The sequence below is a fragment of the Clostridium sp. AM58-1XD genome (assembly GCF_003464085.1).
Classification (GTDB): Bacteria; Bacillota; Clostridia; order Lachnospirales; family Lachnospiraceae; genus Lachnoclostridium_A.
This window is the reverse complement of record NZ_QSDR01000042.1, coordinates 1-16689: the sequence shown is the minus strand read 5'-3', so window position 1 is coordinate 16689 and position 16689 is coordinate 1. Positions and strand designations below refer to the sequence as shown.

Sequence of the window (16689 nt, the reverse complement as noted above, 5' to 3'; positions counted from 1 at the left end):
GGCCCGGGGCCTTATCTTCCCTTCCTGAGCCTTTATTTACATTTGCTTCCATTATATCCCCTGTCCCGGGAAAATGCAAGCTGCTGCTCTAAAATACGATAATGCGGTCAACCACTTTTTATTTCATAAAGTACGTCACAGTTTTCTTATTTTCGCTTTTTTCCAAACAATGCATTGCAGACCAGACAAATCACAATTGTGGCTGCCATATCCGGAAGCGTACTGCCTACCGGGGTATCCACCGTCATAAGATACCGGTAAAGGACGAATCCAGCCGCCCAGATTCCCAGATTCATAAGGTTGACCGGCCTGTCGCTGTGATTTTTCTTTAATATAAAATAATCTGCAATCTGAATTGCGATCATAGGCGCAAATACGGAACCGATCAGATACAGGAAGCCCGTGATATTGTCCATCGGATAAATCATGGCAGCTGCCGTGCCGATCACGGCAGCTGTCACTGCCGCCCATTTCTCCTTTATCTTACAGGATATGGAAACGCTGGAAACTCCGGCCGAAAATGCATCCAGAAACGTCGTTGTAACCGTTGAGAGAACGATGATCAGAAGGCCGGCCGCTCCCAGTCCTGCTTTCACCATGATCTGGGATATATCAGATTCCCCTGTGAAAATAGCGGCTCCCATGCCGATCATGTACATCCAGCAGCTGACGATTCCGTATACAGCCGTACTCACCATTGTGGCTGCAAACGGCTTTTTGGCCTCTCTCGTATAATCGCTGATTACAGGAAGCCAGGAAAGGGGCATCGCAACCGAAAGCTCCACGGCGGCGCCGAAGGTCATTCCGCCTTCTCCTCCGCTTACCACCCCTGAATCGCCGAAAAAGATCACTTTGCACAGGATCATGGTCAGAATAAACAGAGCTGCCATAGCCACCGTGTTAACCTTTCCAAGATTTTCTATCCCGATCAGAATCCACAGCAGAATCAGGACTCCGATTATAAGGCTCCATACCCAGGAACCTGCCTGAAAGATTCCATTGGCCGCCAAAGCTCCGTCGTAGATCATAATCGCCGTCCAGCCAGTCAGCTGAAGTACGTTCAGACTGCTGAACAGAAGGCTTCCCTGCTGTCCGAAGCTCATTTTAACCGTCTCCATAGCGCTGCGGCGCGTAGTTCCACCGATCAGTCCTGCGCAAAAGAACATGGCGCAGCCGATGATATGGCCCAGTATAATAGCGAGAAGGCCCTTTTTAAAGCCCAGCGGTGCAAAATATGTACCCGTCAGAATCTCCGCTATGGAAACACCTGCACCGAACCAGATCAGCCCGTTGGCAAAGAGAGACGTCCTTTTATTTTCCATTTCCGTCCTCCTCATACTCCCCTTTCACCGCGAAGGCGTGGTTCATCGGCCCGCTTCCTCTTCCAAGGTCGAGCATGGCTTCCAGCGCCTGTGACAAATATATTTTTGCCCTGGCTACCGCCTCATCGAGATCACATCCCTTTGCTAAATTCGATGCGATGGCACTCGAAAGGGTGCATCCTGTGCCGTGTGTATTCGGATTGTCAATTCTTTTTCCATAAAACCATTGAAACGTTCCATCCCTGTACAGCAGGTCATTGGCGTCATTCAGCTGATGGCCTCCCTTGCAGAGTACGGCACAGCGGAAGGTATCTCCAATAGCCTTGGCCGCTCTTTCCATGTCCTCTGCCGTCTTCACTTCCATCCCCGACAGCACTTCTGCTTCCGGTATATTCGGCGTTAAAACCGTTGCCAGCGGAAGCAGTTTTTCCTTTAAACAGTCAATTGCATCGTCGCTGATCAGCTTTGATCCGCTGGTCGCCACCATGACGGGATCTACGACGATATTCCCCGCATGAAATTTTTTTAATTCTTCTGCGATCACTTCTATCAGTCCGCACGAGGATACCATGCCGATTTTTACCGCGTCCGGAAAAATATCGGTAAAAACTGCCTCCAGCTGTTTTCCGAGAAACTCCGGTTCCACCTCCGCAATGCCTGTTACGCCGGTCGTATTCTGTGCAGTCAATGCTGTGACTGCACTCATGGCATATACGCCATTGGCCATCATGGTCTTAATATCAGCCTGGATACCGGCGCCTCCGCTGCAGTCGCTGCCAGCGATTGTTAATGCTGTTTTCATAACTCATTCTCCTTTTTCTTCCGCATTATTTTTTATTGTGCGACAAAAAGTGGTGCCCCCAGTCTGCCGCATACCTTATCACGTGGCCTACATTCAATATAGTGATTCGTATTACAGAAATGCCCTGCTTCGCAAGACCGGCTACTGCCTCCGCCCGCCGCATAAAACACGCTTTTTTCCCTGGCTAGGTGCAACACCCTGCCCCTCCCGCCGCTGATAGCAGATGCAGTGACTTGGCCGCTGCCTCGGAACGAAATCTGGTATCAGCGGCCGGAGGATGCCTCATTCCACCAGCCAATAGAAAAAGCTGCAACGATTCTTTTCAGATATCACTGCAGCTTTCAACATTCCCTAATATTTCCCTACGTTGGCATTACCCAAATCAGGTTATATGTGTTAAAGCAATAACAGCTTACTCTCAGCCCATTTCACATGAGCACCACGTTTTACAGAAATTTATTATACTCTTTTTCTTAAATATTGCAAGTCTTTTCCATTTTCATCACATAATTTGTCAGAAATACGCCGCGGCGCAGGATCTGCTGTTCCTTTACGGTAAGATAACCTCTCTTTTCAAAAAATGGTTTTGCAGTTATGGAGGCATGAACGGTTATCCTTTTTCCCTCCGCATGCTTTTCCAGCTCATCGCAGATCGCAGCGGCCGTTCCCCGTCCCTGATAATCTTTGTGTACGTACAGGCGGTCCAGATAGCCGGATTTGTCTATATCTCCAAAGCCTGTAACCTGACCTTTTTCTACGGCCACAATGCTGTAATTTTCCAGAAGGGAACCATTCCATGCCCCCTTTTCAGGCCTTTTTGGGGCCCACGCTTCGATCTGCTCCTGGCTGTAATCTTTTCTGTTAACCCAGTGAACCGTGTGATAGAACAACTCGGCGATTTCGTCGAAGTCCTCTTCCCTGTATCTCCTTATTTCCATATCATTCCCATACCTGTTCCGTTTTTTGCCTCCGTTTTATCCAAAAAGAACCGGTCTTATCTATATCCTATATCGTTTTTTTCTGGCAGTATTTAATAACAAAGAGTACTGCGAACAGAAGGACAATTCCCACCGGCAGAGAAATCCATGGAGTCTGTACAAAGCCTGCCACAATATATGTAACAAAGGATACGGCCGCTACCATGACGGCATAGGGAAGCTGTGTGGAAACATGGTTGACATGGTTGCACTGAGCTCCTGCAGAGGCCATAATCGTCGTATCAGAAATCGGCGAACAGTGATCGCCGCAAACTGCGCCTGCCATACATGCAGAAATAGAAATCGTCATCAGTTCATGATTGGAATTGGCAAATACGGCAACTACAATTGGAATCAGGATTCCGAATGTTCCCCAGGAGGTGCCTGTCGCAAACGCCAGGCCGCAGCCAACGAGGAAAATGAAGGCCGGAAGCATATTCATCAGACTGCCTGCGCACGTTTCCATCATAGCCGCCACATACTCCGCCGCGCCGAGGCTGTCCGTCATAGCCTTCAACGTCCATGCAAAAGAAAGAATTAAAATAGCAGGAACCATGGCCTTAAAGCCTTCCGGTACACATGACATGCACTCCTCAAACGTCATAATCCGTCTGATCATATACAGGATAATTGTAATCAGAAGTCCAAAAAAGCTTCCCATTGCCAGGCCTTCCGACGCATCACTTCCAGAAAACGCTTCGACAAAGCCGGCTCCCTCAAAGAAACCGCCTGTATAAATCATGCCGATTACACAGCAGATAATCAGGGAAACGATCGGAATTACAAGATCCATGACCGTTCCTCTGCCCACGTTATCCACAGCTGCCGCGTTAGCATACGGCCTGTCCGGCGTGGTAAAAAGATCATCGTTTTCTACTGCATTGTTTTCATGTAAGGCCATTGGGCCGTAATCAATTCCCAAAAGAGCTATGGCGATCATCATAATGATGGTCAGAAGAGCATAGAAATTGTACGGTATCGCTGAAACGAACAGGGCGAATCCGTCTTCTCCCTCTACAAAACCTGTAACGGCCGCTGCCCAGGAAGAAATCGGTGCGATAATACAGATAGGAGCAGCCGTGGCATCGATCAAGTATGCCAGCTTTGCTCTGGAAATATTGTGCTTGTCCGTTACAGGGCGCATAACGCTGCCTACAGTCAGACAGTTAAAATAATCGTCAATAAAAATGAGAACCCCAAGGGCAATCGTAGCCAGCTGTGCGCCTGCTCTTGTCTTGATTTTCGTTCCTGCCCACCGGCCGAATGCTGCGGAGCCGCCCGCCTTATTCATCAGGGATACCATAACACCGAGAATAACAAGGAAAATCAGAATCCCCATGTTATAGGAATCCGACAAGACGGAAACAAGGCCTCCCCTGAATACCTGAAGAACCGTCCCTTCAAACTGAAATCCCGAATAAAACATTGCGCCTACCAGGATTCCTACGAAGAGCGAGCTGTAAACTTCTTTGGTAATCAGAGCAAGTCCAATGGCTACAATCGGAGGCACAAGGGCCCAAAAAGTCGCATAAAGCGCCGGCTGATATGTATCTGCCGCCTCTTCTCCTGCCAGTGATATCACTGCAAAAAGAACGGTAAATACTGCCGTTAGTGCAAACAGTCTGAAAACTGCATTTCTGGTTTTTCTCTCTTTCAATCGGTTCATAAACAAATTCTCCCCCTTATTTTTTCTGGCAGTTCGTTCTATGAAATAAAAAAGCCACGAACGGCAGGCCCCGAAAGGATGCGTTCATGGCATGAGAATTTATCTCTTACGATGATAGCGCTCCACACCTTCGTGACAGTCCGCTGCATATTCTGCATCGGCCCAGGAAACAGTCCCATGGGAGGGTCCCATTCCTTCGGCGGCGTCCCCTTTCCCACCGGACAGCTCCCATGCTTCGTCCTGCAGTACTGTTGAAAACCGCACCTCTACCATTTGAAAATTATTTCATTATCTGCGTTGTATCATATATTTTATGTACTGTCAACACTTTACGTCAAATATCCTGATTATTCCTCAAATTTTTCCTGATATTCCGATTCTGCATGATTTACAGCACTTCTGCCGATCCTGTTGCCCCACAGGTTCGAAAAAATAAATACAAAAATCTACATGTAGGCAGCCTCTGCAAGCGCCTCGAAAAAGACCTGGTTTGTCATGCTGCTGAGTCCTCCCGTCATCGTGTGAAAGCCATCTTCACAGCTACGTTGTAGACCTCCATGCCATAGGCCATTGTCATTGACATGATGATCCCGAAAATAATTCCCTGAAACTTTGTTTTTGGCATTTTTGCTCCTCCTGTAATCAATACGATATAAGAAAAAGGCGTATAATCCTGAGGTCACCTCATAGACTACGCCTTTTAGACTTATTTCTATTGATACCAGCTGACATGATAAAATCATGAAGATTAAAGCCGTTTTCTTTCAAGCTGCATTTTACCAGATTTCTTATTTTTTGTCAAAGCAGAAATCAGCACGGCTTTCTTTTCGTGTTCGGTCCCATGCCTTCCCTGCGGGAATTATGGGTCTGATTCTGATTTTCCGGCTTCACCTTCTCCGTAATACTGTTAAACGTCTCGTTTGACTTTTTCAATGCCTGCTGTTCCCGTTTGTCTTTATCCATTTTATCACCTCAGTAATAGTATGGAAAGGAAGGTCGGAACTATACGCCGATCTTCTATATTTATCAGAACGCATTACATATATTTTTACATTCTGTGGAATAATAACCTTAAACAGGAATTCTGCCGACAGCCTAAGCTCAATCAGCTGCAGTCAGCGGAAATGCCTGACAATAGAAGGAGGCTTCGCTATATGACAAACAAAGCATTAGACTACTGCGCACTTACAATTGCCATCATCGGCGCTGTCAACTGGGGATTGATTGGGCTGTTCGGCTTCAATCTTGTTTCTTTCCTCTTTGGAAGTGTATCCTGGATTTCCAGAATCATATATGGGCTGGTAGGAATCAGCGGACTGTATCTGCTGTCTTTCTACGGCCACACATCGTCTGCCGCAAATGCAGAGTAAAACGGAGCAGTCAGTTAATATTTAGCAAAAAGACAGCGGGCAGATGAAATCTGCTCCGCTGTCTTTCCTTTTCCAGTTCCTATATGGCAAGCTTCCAGCCGGACTTGAACCGGCGACCCCATCATTACGAGTGATGTGCGCTACCAACTGCGCTATGGAAGCGTCTGTTAAAAAATGCTTTGGACAGCTATCCAAAGCATTCCATGACCTATCCGGGAATCGAACCCGGGTTTCCGCCGTGAGAGGGCGGCGTCTTGACCGCTTGACCAATAGGCCATATAGTCGAGGCGACAAGATTCGAACTTGCGGCCTCTGCGTCCCGAACGCAGCGCTCTACCAAACTGAGCCACGCCTCGTCGACTACGTTGCATAGTATAATACGAATTGTCTTAATTGTCAACAATAATTTGTAAATTTTGTGCTTTTTTTTCCAGAGATTTCCGTCCCGCAGCATGCAGATCGAATTGCCTTCCTAAAAGCATGCCGCAGGGCAAATCTCCTTTACCTGAGCCGCCTGTCAGCCTGGTTCCGCCAGGTGACGCATTAGATTTCTGCCGGAGTAAATCCCAGGTCGTCGAGCACTTCTGCTGCCTTTGCAGCCTCGCCATCCTCATTCACCGTCACTGTCTTCGTATCCAGATCTACACTGTGGCCGATGTTCTCCGCCTCCAGTCCCTTGTTGATCCTCGCCACACAGTTTGCACACATCATTTCTTCACATCTGAATTTTTTCATTGTCTGTCACTCCTTATTTTTCATTCTCTGCTCCCAAAGCATACGGGAAGCGCGAAGTTGGCTTTTATTTCATAAGCTTCTGGATTGCTTTGCAGAGCTCTTCAACCACTTCCGTATCCCCTTCTTCGATCTTTTCGACCACGCATGTATGGATGTGATCGGTCAGCAGAATACGGTTAAAACTGTTAAGTGCAGCCTGTACGGCAGAAACCTGAGTCAGAATATCAATACAATATCTTTCATTTTCTACCATATTCTTAATGCCGCGTATCTGTCCTTCTATCCTGTTCAGCCTGTTTAAAAGCGCTTTCTCATCCTCATCTGACCTGTGTTTATGTTTTACACAGGCACATTCCCTGTTTTCTTCCAAACCCGTACCTCCATTTACAGCCGTATCGTTTTCAGACGCAGTGCGTTGCTGACTACACATACGGAGCTAAGTGACATCGCAAAGCCCCCGATCATCGGACTGAGCAGCGGTCCTCCCATCAGATACAGAAGGCCTGCCGCCACCGGAATTCCAAGGCTGTTGTAGAAAAAGGCCCAGAACAGGTTCTGTTTGATATTCCGGATCGTGGCCTTGCTCAGCTTCACCGCCCTGTATACATCCTGCAGGTCGGACTTCATCAGCACCACATCTCCCGATTCCAGAGCGATGTCGCTTCCTGAGCCGATTGCAGTGCCCACATCTGCCTGAACAAGCGCCGGTGCGTCATTTATGCCGTCTCCTACCATCATAACAGTTTTTCCTTCCTGTTGCAACCGGCTCACAATATTTGCCTTATCTTCCGGAAGCACCTCTGCTATGACGTCGTCAATATGGGCCTGCCTGCCGATATATTCCGCCGTTTTTTTATTGTCTCCAGTCAGCATGTATACCTGGATTCCAAGTTCTTTCAAATGATCGACTGCCGCCGTGCTGCCTTCCTTTATCGTATCCGCCACACAGATGATGCCCTTGAGCACGCCATCTGCGGCTACGTACATCGGAGTCTTTCCTTCCTCTGCCAGACGTTCCGCCTGTTCTTTAACCGTTCCTTCCAGAACGATGTTTTCTTTATCCAGTATCCTGTAGTTTCCGATTGCAATTTTCTGTCCGTCCAGCTCCGTTATGATTCCGGCACCTGTAACACTCGTAAATACCTCCGGTCTCGTAAGTTCTGTCTTTCTTTCCCTGGCCGCGTCCACAATCGCTTCTCCAAGCGGATGTTCTGAAAGCTGTTCGCAGCTGGCAGCGGTCTTAAGCAGCTCTTCTTCCGTCCACTCAGAAGCAGTAATAATATCTGTTACACGCGGTTTTCCTTCTGTAATTGTGCCTGTCTTATCCAGAACGACAGCGTTTACCTTGTGGCAGATTTCTAAAGCTTCTCCGCTTTTGATAAGAATTCCATGATTTGCTCCCACCCCTGTTCCGACCATAATTGCTGTCGGTGTCGCAAGTCCAAGTGCACATGGACAAGCAATCACGAGGATAGAAACAAAAATTGTCAGCACAAATGACAGTTCTTTTCCACCAAATATCCACCATCCCAGCGCTGCGGCAAGAGCAATCACCATAACCGCCGGTACGAATATGCCGGCTACTTTATCCGCCAGCTTGGAAATCGGTGCCTTTTTCCCCTGTGCATCCTCAATCATCTGAATAATCTTTGAAAGGGTTGTATCGTTTCCAACATGGGTGACTTCCATTTCCATGGCCCCATTGTAATTCATGCTGCCGCCGATCAGGGTGTCGCCTTCCTGTTTTTCAACCGGTATGCTTTCTCCTGTAAGCATGGATTCGTCCACGCTGCTGCTTCCTTTTTTTATAATACCATCCAGCGGTATTCTGTTTCCTGGTTTAATGATGATGTGCTGTCCTGGGAACACGGAAGAAGTCGGCACTTCCTTTTCCTCACCGTCGATCAGGAGCACCGCCGTATCAGGAGCCAGTTCCATCAGTTTTCTGATCGCTTCCGAAGTCTTTCCCTTGCTTCGGCTTTCCATGTACTTGCCCAGCATTACAAGAGTCACTACAACTGCCGCCGATTCATAATAGAGATGGTGCACATTCATCGGGCTGTTTTTGATCGTTATAGTCATATAAAGGCTGTAAATAAACGCACTGCCCGTTCCGATTGCCACCAGTGAATCCATATTGGGATTTCCCTTAAACAGGGCCCTGAATCCTACGATATAAAATTTTTTTCCAAAAATGAGCACTGCCGTTGTAAGAATCAGCTGCGCCAGCGCAAAATTAAGGGGATTGCTCATAGGATTTAAAATCTCCGGCAGCGGCAGCGGCACCGGAAGCATATGTCCCATAGAAATATACAAAAGTGGAATAGAAAAACCGACGGCCAGTATTACCCGCCTCTTCTCCCCGCGCAGCTTTTCTTCCTGCTTTTTAAGTTCCGCCTCTTCCTGCTTCTTCTTATCTTCCGTCATCACGACAGGAACTGCCGTAAAGCCGGCTTTGCTGACCTTTTCCATAATCATTTCCGGTTTCACCTGTGATTCGTCATAGGTGATTACCATCTTATTCGTTGTCAGATTCACATTGCTCTCCGACACTCCCGCCATCTTTCTGGTTACACGTTCCACAGCCGCACTGCATGCAGCACACGCCATGCCGTCAATATGATATAATTCTGTCTTCATCCTAAAACCTCTTTTCTTTATCTATGATATCAAATTCTGTCACCAGCTTCTCTCCAATATACCCATACCCCCAACAGGTATATTTTGATTATAGATCAGCATAATGTATTTGTCAAGCATCGATCTGCATGAATCTGCTCTTTCGTATATTCTGCTCCTTTTCACGCATACTAATTCAGAGGTGATAAAAATGATTGACAACCACGAACTGCCCATCGGCTTCACGATGGAACTAGCCCAGCATTCCGACATTCTGAACCGTTTTTCCGGACTTTCCAAGGAGGAGCAGGAATCAGTAATTGACGGAGCCAGACAGGTGAACTCCAGAGAAGAAATGAGAAATTACGTGGAAAATATATTCCGCGGAAAAAATGAAAACCATTTTTTGTAAGAAGAAAGTATTTATGCCCCGGTAGGTATTCCCTTCATTTGTACCGGGGTATTTAAAAAGCCGGAAGGCCGTCAAAACCAAATGGTTCTGGCGGCCTTCCGGCTTTTAAACGATATAGCCCGATATCCGGGACGCTCGTTTATTTTTTATTGCGCTCGATCCTCGCTCCATAAAAACACGTGGGAACCGTCTTACCTTATGGTCAAGCCGTAGCAAATAGTTCCGCGCTTTCACGGCGCGTCACTATTTTTTATGAAGCTAATTACTTCTTGTTAAAAGAAGCACGCTTGCGCATCGTTGGATCAAGGATTTTCTTTCTGATACGCAGGCTCTTAGGAGTAACTTCCAAAAGCTCATCCGTATCAATGAAATCGAGGCATTCCTCCAGGCTCATTTCCTTAGGAGTCGTAAGCTTCAGCGCTTCGTCTGCACTAGATGAACGCGTATTCGTAAGTTTCTTCGTCTTACATACGTTCAGCTCGATATCTTCTGCCTTAGGGCAGGAACCGATTACCATACCGGAGTAAACTTTAACGCCGGCCCCGATAAACAGCGTTCCTCTTTCCTGTGCGTTGAACAGGCCGTAGGTAATGGATTCGCCGGCCTCATATGCGATCAGGGAACCTGTCGGACGATAGGAAAGATCGCCTTTGTAAGGACCATAACCGTCGAACATCGTGTTGAGAATTCCATTTCCCTTCGTATCTGTCATAAATTCACCGCGATAACCGATCAGGCCTCTGGATGGAATGGCAAATTCAAGACGTGTATATCCGCCTGTTGCAGGGCTCATTCCCTGAAGCTCTCCCTTACGGCTCGTCAGCTTCTGGATGACGCTTCCCGTAAATTCCTCCGGAACGTCCACATAAGCGATCTCCATCGGCTCCTGCTTCTGATTTCTTTCGTTAAACTTGTAGAGTACCTCTGCCTTGCTCACTGCAAATTCATACCCCTCACGGCGCATATTCTCTATGAGGACAGAGAGGTGAAGCTCTCCTCTTCCCGATACTTTAAAACAGTCAGGGCTCTTCTCCTCAATTCGGAGGCTGACATCGGTATTCAGCTCGCGCATAAGCCTGTCTCTCAAATGTCTGGAAGTGATAAACTTCCCTTCCTGGCCTGCCAGCGGGCTGTCATTTACCATGAAGTCCATAGCGATTGTCGGTTCGGATATCTTCTGGAACGGAATTGCTTCCGGCTTTTCCGGAGAACAGATCGTATCGCCGATATGAAGATCGGCAATACCGGAAATCGCTACGATAGAACCGATGCCTGCTTCTGTCACTTCTTCCCTTGCAAGGCCGTTAAATTCATAAAGCTTTCCAATTTTAATCTTTTTAAATTTGTCCGGATCATGGTGATTTACGAGAACGCATTCCTGATTCACTCTGATCTTGCCATTATCCACTTTTCCGATTCCGATTCGTCCTACGTACTCATTGTAGTCGATCGTACTGATCAGAACCTGTGTAGAGGCTTCCGGATCTCCCTCCGGAGCCGGAATATAATCGATAATTGTTTCAAACAGCGGAGCCATATCCACTTCAGGATCATCCATATTTTTCTTTGCGAAACCAGACTTCGCAGAGGCGAACAGGAACGGGCAGTCCAGCTGTTCGTCAGAAGCGTCCAGATCCATGAAAAGTTCCAGAATCTCATCGATCACTTCATCAGGACGCGCTTCCGGCCTGTCGATCTTGTTGATACATACGACAACCGGAAGAGCCAGCTCCAGTGCCTTTCTCAGCACGAACTTCGTCTGAGGCATAGCCCCCTCATATGCATCTACCACAAGGATTACGCCGTTTACCATTTTCAGGACACGTTCCACTTCACCGCCGAAGTCCGCGTGACCTGGAGTGTCGATAATATTGATTTTAGTACCATTATAGGTAACTGCTGTATTTTTAGAAAGGATGGTGATTCCGCGCTCTTTTTCGATCGCATTAGAGTCCATAACGCGTTCTTCCACCGCCTGATTTTCTCTGAAAATACCGCTCTGTTTCAAAAGGGCATCTACCAGGGTCGTTTTGCCGTGGTCAACATGCGCTATAATGGCTACATTTCTGACATCTTCTCGTTTCATCTTCATAAAAGTATTCTTCCTTCCACTCACGAAAAAACTAAGGATAGTTTCTACCCTTAGTTTATCCAACATATACTCATCAATCAGTGAGTATAACATCATATTTTTCATATTGCAAGGGATTTAATTAAAAACAACGATTTCTTTCCCCGCCAGACCGTAATACACCTGTCGTTTTACGGCCATGCGGCAGCGTCCGCTCGTTCCCTCCGTCAGTTTTGCAGCAAATCCTTCTGTCTCTTTAACAGGAATCAGAAAAGTAAACGTTACGGAGTCCGTATACTGGCTGTCCAGGATCGTAATGCCGGACTGGGCCGCAATGTACTGAATCCTTCCCACTCCATTGTAATCCGTTTGCACTTCCATCTCATCCGCCAGTTGCTTTGTAACGATCACGCTGTTTTTCAGGCCTTCCTGTGCAGCGCCGGAATAAGCCCTGACAAGTCCGCCTGTTCCCAGTAGGGTTCCTCCAAAATATCTGGTTACGACCATACAGATATTGCGCACTTCTTCTCCCAGAATCACGTCCAGCATAGGACGGCCCGCCGTCTGGTTCGGTTCTCCGTCGTCGCTGCAGCGCTGCACCTCGCCGCGTGCTCCGATCACAAACGCGGAACAGTTATGGCTGGCATCCCAATACTTTTTTTTCATTTCGTCTATAAAAGCAACGGCTTCCTCTTCTGATTCCACCGGTTTTGCAGTAGCGATAAACCGGGATTTTTTTTCAACAATTTCACCGCTTCCGCCTTCGTATAATATCTTATATTCCTGAAGCATAGTCTGATTATTCTCCGCCCTTTTCGTCTGCTTCTTTCTGCTCACTTAATATTTCCATAAATTCTTCTCCTGTGATCGTCTCTCTTGCATAGAGATATTGAGCCAGGGAGTTCAGTTCTCTCATATGAGCTTTCAGAAGCTTCTCCGCTTTTTCATATTGTGTTTTTACCACACTGATGACCTTTTTGTCAATCTCTGTTGCCGTTTCAGGTGAGCAGGCCAGGGAAGCGTCTCCGCCCAGATACTGGTTACTCACCGTCTCCAGCGCGACCATTCCGAATTCGTCACTCATGCCAAACCGTGTAATCATGGCTCTGGCCAGCTTCGTCGCCTGTTCAATATCATTGGATGCCCCGGTCGTAATGGAATGGAAGATCAAATCTTCTGCCACACGTCCTCCTGTAAAGGTTGCAATTTTATTTTCGATTTCCTGTTTAGACATCAGATTGTGATCGTTCTGTTCCACCTGCATAGTATATCCAAGCGCCCCCGAGGTACGCGGTATAATCGTGATCTTCGTAACAGGGGCCGAATGAGTCTGCAGTGCAGCCACGAGTGCATGGCCGATTTCGTGGTATGCCACGATCATCTTTTCATGATCAGAAAGGATCTTATTCTTTTTCTGGTATCCTGCAATAACGACTTCCACACTCTCTTCCATATCTGCCTGAGTAACGGTTTTTCTGCCTGCCCGCACTGCCCTGAGAGCCGCTTCATTAACCATATTGGCAAGTTCTGCACCGGATGCGCCCGCTGCTGCCTTGGCTATAGCTGAGAAATCCACATTATCGCTTATTCTCACCTTTTTTGCATGAACGCGCAGGATCGCTTCCCTGCCTGCCAGATCAGGCAGCTCTACAGGAATTCTCCTGTCGAAACGGCCTGGACGCAGAAGAGCCGGATCCAGTGATTCCGGACGGTTCGTAGCAGCCAGAATGAGCACGCCCTTTTTTCCGTCAAACCCATCCATTTCCGTAAGCAGCTGGTTCAGTGTCTGTTCCCGCTCATCATTGCCGCCCAGAGAGCCATTGTCACGTTTCTTTCCAATTGTATCGATCTCGTCAATAAAAACGATACAAGGTGCCTTTTCATTTGCCTGTTTAAAAAGGTCACGGACTTTTGCCGCGCCCATACCTACGAACATTTCCACGAACTCTGAACCGGAAATGGAAAAGAACGGTACATTTGCTTCTCCGGCAACCGCCTTTGCCAAAAGAGTTTTTCCAGTACCTGGAGGGCCCACAAGCAGGGCTCCCTTCGGAATCGCTGCTCCGATCTCTGCATAGCGCTGTGGGTTATGAAGATAATCTACAATTTCCTTCAGCAGTTCCTTTGCCTCATCTTCACCTGCCACATCGGAGAACCGGATTCCATCCGTAGACTGCACATAGACTTTTGCATTGCTTTTGCCAAACGCCATGGCATTGCCCATGCCTCCGGCTCCGCCCATCTTCTTCATCATGTAGCGGGAAAGAAGCTGGCCCAGCACCACAAAGATCAGCATTGGTACTACCCAGCTTAAAATCAGGCTGAGAAGGGGCGACATCTGTTTGATAATCGGCGATCCGAAATCCCGGATTCCGGCCTTGTAGAGCCTGTCCACAAGAAATATGTCCTGCATACGGCCGGTTTTGTAATAGTTTTCCGGGGAGCTGTTGTCTGTAAACACGATCTCCGTATCCGTTACCTGGACTTCTTTTAATTCCTTATTCTCCGCCATGTTTAGAAATACGCCATAATCCACTTCCTGAACTTTGGGCGAAAATAATGACGGTGAAACGAGCCAGTTGAACAGCATAAGTACAATCATGGCTACCATATAATAATAGATCAGTGGTTTTCTTGGTGCTTTAACTTCTTTCATTCCTTCGTTCCTTCCTCTTATTTCTCTATGCTTTTCCTGTTTTACGACAGCGTCCGTCTCATAAGCTTGCAAAAATGGCTGTTAAAAACAGTTGTTACCGCAAAGGCATTGCTCTTTCCTGTACGAAGCTGCTGTCAAATGTAATTCCTAACGCAGCATTGTTTATTTTTCTCCCCGTAAGGCATATAACATATTCATCATCTTTTTTCAGATTATTAAGTGGAATGGAAACAGTCTCCGACTTAACATTTCCTTCCCATGTGTTACTCCATAAGACTTCCTTTGTCTTGTTGTTTTTTATTTCTAAAATTACGCTATCGCCGTCCAGATTCAAAATCCCTTCAGCGATTAAATCGTCCATATCTTCCGTTACGCAAAACAGCGCTTCATTCACGAAGGGTTCTGTATCATCATAATCCTTATCTAATTCCATATTAATAGTCATTTTATTTTCATCCGATGAACCTGAAGCCGCAGTTGCAGCTGATGGATCAGCGTCAGCCCTCATACAGGCTGTCAGACAAGCCATGCTGACGAGCAGGATAAATAGGACTAATATTTTTTTCATAACGATGCCTCCGTTAATTTTGTTCTGCCGTTGAGTCCAAATGCCCGATAGAATTCAAAGTTATATCACCGACAAATTCTAGATCAGACATTACAATATTCAATTCATTTCGTTGGGCATATTCTTTTGCAAAATGAATATCGTCCTTTTTCAAAAGATCAATATATGTCTTATCCCTGGCTTTATCCTGCTGCTCTTTTAAAAACAAATTTGTTTTTTTATGTGCGATGCTTACGCCCTTTACAGCGTGCAAACCAAATGTATGGTCATAATGCCAGTGGGTAATAACTGTAAAATCAGGTTCTCCAAAATTGTTAGCTATTAATGCTTCATAAAAATCTTTTACATGGGATGCCGAGTATCCTGCATCAATGGCCAAGGAATATTTTTCACCCTGTACGTAAGCCAGCATCGGTCTGTCACGTTCCGGCTCATGTGGTAAAAAACAAATATTATCAGTTAGCTTGGTCAATCCCATTTTTATCCCACCTTTTCTATAAAATGAGTATGATAAAGATTCCAGTATTTTTGATATACCCGGTCTTCCCAGCCGTCAAAATTCAACTGGTACATTCTAAATATCACCAAAAAATTTTTAGGCTACCATTGTTCTTCATAAGAGTAGCAGTATTTCATGCCTAAGCGGCGCATGACATCACCGCTTCTCGGGTTATTTTTATCGTGCGTTGCCGTAATATATGGGATTCCGTCTTGTCGCAAAATAATATCCCTTATCCGCAAATCGTTTCTCATAAAAATCCGCCGTTTCCTCTATATTTTTTACAGGGTACCACGGCAAGAAAGTATTTACTTCTTTGTCTTTCAAAAGCAAATACAGCGCTTTTATATCTATCTTCTATTTTAAAGCAGCTATTTTCATTTCTGCAGCTTTTCCATCAACTTTCCCAGGGCGTCCAGGCCGGCAAAGATCGTGTTGAATGTTTCTTCCGGTTCATTGGCAAAGATGGACTCCAATCTGCTTTCCGCCTCTTTTGCGACCTCACGTTTGACTCTTCTTCCCTCCTCCGTCAGACTGATGAGTACGACTCTTTCATCCTTCTGACTCCGCTCTCTGACTATCCAGTGATTCTGCTCCATTTTCTTACAAATACCTGCCATATTCCCCCGCAGCACGCCGACTGTGTCACTTAAATCCCCAGCTTTCTGCATGGGATGCTCATCCAGCTCCATCAGGATATGGAACTGCTGAACTGTAACTCCATGTTCCCTGCATACAGGTCCCAGACTCTCATCCGCATAAACCTGTAAGATGAGAAATGATGTAATCAGTTTATCCCGGAATTCCGCTACCTCCATCATGGTTCCCTCTTTTCTTTCCTGTTTTTTAGTTTCATTTTTTAAATGGCCAATCCGCATCGAAATCATAAATTACTTTTCATGCTCTTTTTTCACGCTTCGCTGGCGGGTATCGGATTTATAATTTCTTTATTGTTTTAAGAATTTGTTTATATTTTAATTTAATCTTTTATA

General features: G+C 46.4%; 16 protein-coding genes, 3 tRNA genes and 2 riboswitches. Of the genes, 2 read left to right on the top strand and 17 right to left on the bottom strand.

The window, feature by feature from the left end; all coding sequences use genetic code 11:
* Positions 1-146: 146 nt before the first annotated feature.
* The 5 genes from cytX to DXA13_RS21125 all read right to left on the bottom strand — a co-directional run bounded on the left by cytX (position 147) and on the right by DXA13_RS21125 (position 5730).
* A complete protein-coding gene (gene cytX / locus DXA13_RS18645) occupies positions 147-1322 on the bottom strand; it encodes a putative hydroxymethylpyrimidine transporter CytX (RefSeq protein ID WP_118246543.1) in 1176 nt (391 codons plus the stop codon).
* Entirely contained in the window at positions 1312-2124 is an 813-nt protein-coding gene (gene thiD, locus DXA13_RS18640) for a bifunctional hydroxymethylpyrimidine kinase/phosphomethylpyrimidine kinase (protein WP_118246542.1), read from the bottom strand. The genes cytX and thiD overlap by 11 nt, the downstream gene beginning before the upstream one ends.
* A 340-nt stretch (positions 2125-2464) precedes the next feature.
* A riboswitch (TPP riboswitch) is annotated at positions 2465-2578 on the bottom strand.
* A gap of 19 nt (positions 2579-2597) precedes the next feature.
* Positions 2598-3062: a GNAT family N-acetyltransferase gene (locus DXA13_RS18635; protein WP_118246541.1), complete on the bottom strand. Its 465-nt coding sequence runs from the start codon at positions 3060-3062 to the stop codon at positions 2598-2600.
* Positions 3063-3129: 67 nt separating this feature from the next.
* Positions 3130-4767, bottom strand: a complete 1638-nt coding sequence (locus tag DXA13_RS18630; RefSeq protein ID WP_118246540.1) for a Na+/H+ antiporter NhaC family protein — start codon at positions 4765-4767, stop codon at positions 3130-3132.
* Positions 4768-4874: 107 nt separating this feature from the next.
* A riboswitch (Lysine riboswitch) is annotated at positions 4875-5044 on the bottom strand.
* Between the two features lie 533 nt (positions 5045-5577).
* A complete protein-coding gene (locus DXA13_RS21125) occupies positions 5578-5730 on the bottom strand; it encodes a hypothetical protein (protein WP_181995741.1) in 153 nt (50 codons plus the stop codon).
* Positions 5731-5921: 191 nt separating this feature from the next.
* Between DXA13_RS21125 and DXA13_RS18620 the strand changes: the two genes are divergently transcribed.
* Entirely contained in the window at positions 5922-6137 is a 216-nt protein-coding gene (locus DXA13_RS18620; protein WP_118246539.1) for a DUF378 domain-containing protein, read from the top strand.
* Between the two features lie 89 nt (positions 6138-6226).
* On the opposite strand, the gene DXA13_RS18615 is transcribed toward DXA13_RS18620, so the two are convergent.
* The 6 genes from DXA13_RS18615 to DXA13_RS18590 all read right to left on the bottom strand — a co-directional run bounded on the left by DXA13_RS18615 (position 6227) and on the right by DXA13_RS18590 (position 9512).
* Positions 6227-6299: transfer RNA gene (locus DXA13_RS18615), tRNA-Thr, on the bottom strand.
* A gap of 42 nt (positions 6300-6341) precedes the next feature.
* A tRNA-Glu gene (locus tag DXA13_RS18610) sits at positions 6342-6413 on the bottom strand.
* A 6-nt stretch (positions 6414-6419) separates the two neighbouring features.
* Positions 6420-6493 (bottom strand) — tRNA-Pro (locus DXA13_RS18605).
* A gap of 187 nt (positions 6494-6680) precedes the next feature.
* Complete coding sequence (locus DXA13_RS18600) at positions 6681-6872, bottom strand: heavy metal-associated domain-containing protein (protein WP_118246538.1); 192 nt, start codon at positions 6870-6872, stop codon at positions 6681-6683.
* A 64-nt stretch (positions 6873-6936) separates the two neighbouring features.
* On the bottom strand, positions 6937-7242 hold the full coding sequence (locus DXA13_RS18595) for a metal-sensing transcriptional repressor (RefSeq protein ID WP_181995740.1): 306 nt from the start codon (positions 7240-7242) through the stop codon (positions 6937-6939).
* Between the two features lie 14 nt (positions 7243-7256).
* Positions 7257-9512: a heavy metal translocating P-type ATPase gene (locus tag DXA13_RS18590; RefSeq protein ID WP_118246536.1), complete on the bottom strand. Its 2256-nt coding sequence runs from the start codon at positions 9510-9512 to the stop codon at positions 7257-7259.
* Positions 9513-9702: 190 nt separating this feature from the next.
* Between DXA13_RS18590 and DXA13_RS18585 the strand changes: the two genes are divergently transcribed.
* A complete protein-coding gene (locus tag DXA13_RS18585) occupies positions 9703-9903 on the top strand; it encodes a hypothetical protein (protein WP_118246535.1) in 201 nt (66 codons plus the stop codon).
* A gap of 262 nt (positions 9904-10165) precedes the next feature.
* On the opposite strand, the gene typA is transcribed toward DXA13_RS18585, so the two are convergent.
* The 6 genes from typA to DXA13_RS18550 all read right to left on the bottom strand — a co-directional run bounded on the left by typA (position 10166) and on the right by DXA13_RS18550 (position 16518).
* Positions 10166-11995: a translational GTPase TypA gene (typA, locus tag DXA13_RS18580; RefSeq protein ID WP_118246534.1), complete on the bottom strand. Its 1830-nt coding sequence runs from the start codon at positions 11993-11995 to the stop codon at positions 10166-10168.
* 117 nt (positions 11996-12112) lie between these two features.
* Positions 12113-12811, bottom strand: coding sequence for a YigZ family protein (locus DXA13_RS18575; RefSeq protein WP_347559927.1), 699 nt, complete (start codon positions 12809-12811; stop codon positions 12113-12115).
* Positions 12774-14630, bottom strand: coding sequence for an ATP-dependent zinc metalloprotease FtsH (gene ftsH / locus DXA13_RS18570; protein WP_118246533.1), 1857 nt, complete (start codon positions 14628-14630; stop codon positions 12774-12776). The genes DXA13_RS18575 and ftsH overlap by 38 nt, the downstream gene beginning before the upstream one ends.
* 94 nt (positions 14631-14724) lie before the next feature.
* Positions 14725-15198, bottom strand: a complete 474-nt coding sequence (locus DXA13_RS18565; protein ID WP_118246532.1) for a DUF4624 family lipoprotein — start codon at positions 15196-15198, stop codon at positions 14725-14727.
* A 13-nt stretch (positions 15199-15211) separates the two neighbouring features.
* A complete protein-coding gene (locus DXA13_RS18560; protein ID WP_118246531.1) occupies positions 15212-15676 on the bottom strand; it encodes an MBL fold metallo-hydrolase in 465 nt (154 codons plus the stop codon).
* Positions 15677-16074: 398 nt separating this feature from the next.
* Positions 16075-16518: a MarR family transcriptional regulator gene (locus DXA13_RS18550; protein ID WP_181995739.1), complete on the bottom strand. Its 444-nt coding sequence runs from the start codon at positions 16516-16518 to the stop codon at positions 16075-16077.
* Positions 16519-16689: the final 171 nt, after the last annotated feature.